This is a genomic window from Polaromonas sp. P1_E1_2, assembly GCF_056406035.1.
Map to the genome: position 1 here is coordinate 1 of NZ_JBFUAZ010000448.1, position 3,905 is coordinate 3,905.

At 57.0% G+C, this 3,905-nt stretch carries 5 protein-coding genes; 2 read left to right on the forward strand and 3 right to left on the reverse strand.

The features are described 5' to 3' along the window. From AC1D1P_RS17725 to AC1D1P_RS17735, 3 genes are all read right to left on the reverse strand, one after another. Positions 1-848 (reverse strand): MBL fold metallo-hydrolase (locus AC1D1P_RS17725; protein ID WP_477673869.1); only part of this gene is annotated, 848 nt, incomplete at its 3' end. Between the two features lie 26 nt (positions 849-874). Continuing rightward, positions 875-2,560, reverse strand: coding sequence for an AMP-binding protein (locus tag AC1D1P_RS17730; protein ID WP_477673870.1), 1,686 nt, complete (start codon positions 2,558-2,560; stop codon positions 875-877). Positions 2,561-2,635: 75 nt separating this feature from the next. Continuing rightward, complete coding sequence (locus tag AC1D1P_RS17735; RefSeq protein WP_477670127.1) at positions 2,636-3,376, reverse strand: DUF8198 family protein; 741 nt, start codon at positions 3,374-3,376, stop codon at positions 2,636-2,638. Between the two features lie 67 nt (positions 3,377-3,443). Here AC1D1P_RS17735 and AC1D1P_RS17740 point away from each other — a divergent pair, with 67 nt between their 5' ends. Beyond that, positions 3,444-3,650: a hypothetical protein gene (locus AC1D1P_RS17740; protein WP_477673871.1), complete on the forward strand. Its 207-nt coding sequence runs from the start codon at positions 3,444-3,446 to the stop codon at positions 3,648-3,650. A gap of 16 nt (positions 3,651-3,666) precedes the next feature. After that, positions 3,667-3,905: FAD-binding protein (locus tag AC1D1P_RS17745; RefSeq protein ID WP_477673872.1), on the forward strand; the 239-nt coding region annotated here is incomplete at its 3' end.

Here is a 3,905-nt window from a genome sequence, read left to right on the forward strand (position 1 = left end):
ATCCACGCGCGGGCAGGGATGTCCGCGAAAAATTTGGCTTTGATCTGCATGAAATAAGGCGTTGCCAGGGCCCATTTTGCAAAGTCATCGAAATCCTGGCGTTGAATTTCGAGTAATTTRAATTTCAGCAGAACCTTAGCAGCATGGTGCGCATGCCTGGGCGGATTGCTTACAAATGAATTCAACCGCTGACGTGCTAGCGTTAGCACCTCGGAGGTATAGGCAAAGACACGGCCGTGCCCGGGAATGACGATTTTGGGGTTCAATTGCTCAATCAAATCCAGAGTCGCGGCGACCTCAGTGAATGCATCGGCACCTTCCAGCTCGGGAAACACCACGCCGAAGCCGTTCTCCCACAAAGCATCGGCAGAAATAAGCACACGACTTTGGGGTTCAAAGAAAATCAGCGAGTGCGGGTCATGCCCAGGTGCCGCATGAATCTGCCACATCTCGGACCCGAACCGCATGGACCCACCCGGCTTCATCGCATCAGTGAAGGTGAACCGTGGGCACAGCTGACCGGTCGGAAAATAAGTCAGCGCCACGGGATCCCAGTCGGCTACTTGTTGTGCATGGCCAGGAGGAATAAGGGTATGCAAATCGGGATAACGCGCCTGCAAGGCAGCATTGCCGCCGCAGTGATCGCTGTGCAGGTGCGTGTTGACGAGAATATCGAGAGGACGGAACCCGAGGACGGACTCGATCAACGACAGCGTTTGCGGCGCGTGCGTGCAATAACCACTGTCAACCAGCAAGGTTTTTCCACCGCCGGTGAAAAGAATATTGTTTGCAGAGAGCCAGCCGCGCTCAAAAACCTGCATTCCTGCGGGTAAATCAGGCTTGGCCATCAGAAGCTAGCAAACCCTGCAGCGCTTCAGGCCGCCGTTCGCAGTTCACGCCTGAGGATTTTTCCAACGTTGGTTTTGGGCAAGTCATCGCGAAATTCAATGTATTTGGGGCGTTTGTACCCAGTAAGGTGCTGTTTGCAATAGGCGCTCACATCGTCTTCGGTCAGTGTAGGGTCATTTTTCACCACAAAAACCTTGATAGCTTCGCCCTGCTTTTCGTCGGCAATGCCAATGGCTGCGCACTCAACAACGCCTGGGCACAGGGAAATGACGTTCTCAAGTTCATTGGGGAACACATTGAATCCCGAAACAATGATCATGTCCTTCTTGCGATCGATGATTTTGGTGTAACCGCGCTCGTCCATGATGCCAATATCACCGGTGCGCATGAAGCCATCGGAGGTGAACGCCTTTTTGTTCTCTTCAGGCTGCTGGTAATAGCCCGTCATGACTTGCGGACCCTTGATACAGATCTCGCCGGATTCGCCAAGTGCGAGCGATAGGCCATCGTCATCCTTGATGGCGATTTCGATGCTGGGCAACGGCAGGCCGATGGTGCCGGTGAACTCCTTGTTCATCACCGRATTGTTGGTGCCGATGGCGCAAGTCTCGCTCATGCCCCAGCCTTCAATCATGGGGCAACCTGTAACCTGCAACCAGTGTTTCGCCGTACCTTCGGACGCGGCCATGCCACCCGCCTGCGAAACACAAAGGGCGGAGAAATCTACCGTCTTGAACTGAGGGTGCTGAAGCAACGCATTAAAAAGCGTGTTGACGGCCGGCAACATGTGAAACGGACGCTTCTTGAGCACCGCGATGAATTTACCGAAGTCACGCGGATTCGGAATGAGTGTCAGATGAGCTCCCCAACGAATCGAGAGCAGGCATAGCGTCAGCGCGAAGATGTGATACAGCGGCAAAGCAGCGATATTGTTTGTCTTGCTGACATCGCCTATCCGCTCTAGAGCCGGCGTGAACCATTCTTCAGCCTGAAGAATGGCCGCAACGATATTGCGATGCGTGAGTACGGCGCCTTTTGACAATCCGGTTGTGCCGCCGGTGTATTGCAAAAAGGCGATTGAATCCAGTGTGGTCTGCGCAGGCCTGAGAGGCAGGCGGCTACCTTCGGCAATTGCGCGATTGAAGGCTGTCACGGTGCGCCCGTTTGCAAGCGGCAATTTGTAGGCGGGCACCAGCTTGGCCAGGTGGCGAACTGCGAAGTTGATCCATTGGCCATACCAGAAGCCCAGCAAATCACCCATGGACGCCATGACGACGTTCTTCACTGGTGTGCGCTCAATCACTTCCGCCAGTGTGGCAGCGAAGTTCTCCAGAATGACGATGGTAGTGGCCCCGGAGTCGCGTAACTGGTGTTCCAGTTCACGGGCGGTGTACAGCGGATTGACGTTGACGCAGGTATAGCCTGCCCGCAGGATGGCCGACATGGTGACTGCAAACTGCGGAACATTTGGCAGCATGATCGCAACCCGCGCCCCGCTCTCAAGACCCAAGCTTTGCAGCCAGGCACCTAAAGCCGACGACAGCTCATCGAGCTGTCCGTACGTCATCCAGCGATCCATGCAAACCGAAAAAGGTTTGGCCGCGTTTTTCTTGAACGAGTCCTCCAGCAGATGATTCAACGAGCGGAWCTGCTCGGTGTCGATCTCGTGTGAGACGCCTGCGGGATAACTTTTGAGCCAATGCTTGTTCATACACACTCCTTGCGGCCCATTGTGAAAGCCGCGCAGTGGAATCCTTATGGGGCTTGTCCTAATGCCGGCGTGGCATTACGGTCCGGCAGCCAGCAAATGGCCCAATCTGGTCTCGCAGGTGACAGCATCGTCCGCGAACAGGGTATGAATCCAGGCCGTTTCGCGGTCCTTGATCAAGCGCAGGAACTCGTCGGCTCCGCGCATGTTGGCAAAGGCGTCAAAGCCGGTTTCCAGAAAGTGCTGCAGGGAGTTCAACCCCGCCGCGGCAGCTGGCCCTCTCATCATCTTGAGCAGCGTGCGAAGGCCGAACGTCCGCGTCAGGCGGTTGAGTTCGTCCCCAAGGTGCAGGACAACTTCAAGCTGCCGGGTGCGTGCGGCTACATCCCCGACCCGGCGCCAGCACCGGATGTATCTCCCACAGTCGCCGCTTTCCGGGATGGCTGCGGTGTCCGCCAGCCATTCCCGCGCCATGAGGTCGTCGAGTTTCTCCGTCAGCGCGTGCACTTCCGCCAGCGCGGCAGCCGTGCTGACAACAGGTTGCGGGAAAAGTTTGGCGATGGTGCTTGCGATACGCGCAAACTGCTGGTCGCGTTCGGCGTAGTCTTTGTCGCTGTACAGCTCCTGCAGGAAGAAGGTGGCGGCAGTTTTATACCGCGGGCTGTGCAGCAGGTCCGAGTAAGTGGCCTGAAAACGGCGCGCCTGAAACCGTTTGACCTCCGCGCTCGCCCTGGCCAGCGGTGGGTCTGCCGCGTGCTGCTGCCGAAGCTGCGCAACGGTTTGCAGTGCGTGATGAATTTGTTGTGCGGATGCGTCCATACAAACCCGGAGTTTATCTAGGTACGGCCCCCTATAGAAACCTAAATGCGCATGAGAAACTTCCCGGATGCAAAGAAGAACGCTTCTCAAGCTCGGTGCCGCGTCGGCGGCCGTGCTGGTTGTCGCCGGCGGCGCTGCTGCTTTGCTGCAGCCTGGCCTGACCGGGGGAGTCTTGACTCACTCGGGGCGTGAGATTTTTTCCGCCGTGGGCCGCGCCGTTCTGGATACGACCAGCTGGCCAATGTTGGGCTATCCCGGTCCCGTCAAAATCTGAAGCCATCGAAAGCAGCATGAGTCAACTGAAAGACCCGATCCGCGAAGGTATTGCGCGCGGCTGGAAAGTCATGGGTGGCGCGCTCGGCCCGGTACCTGAAAAAATCACCTGTGACGTCGCCATTATCGGCAGCGGCGCAGGCGCCGGAGTCACGGCCGAGCTGTTGGCCAAGGCCGGCTTGCAGGTGGTGCTCGTTGAAGAAGGCCCGCTTAGAAGCAGCTCGGATTTCAACCAGAAAGAGTCAGAGGCCTATCC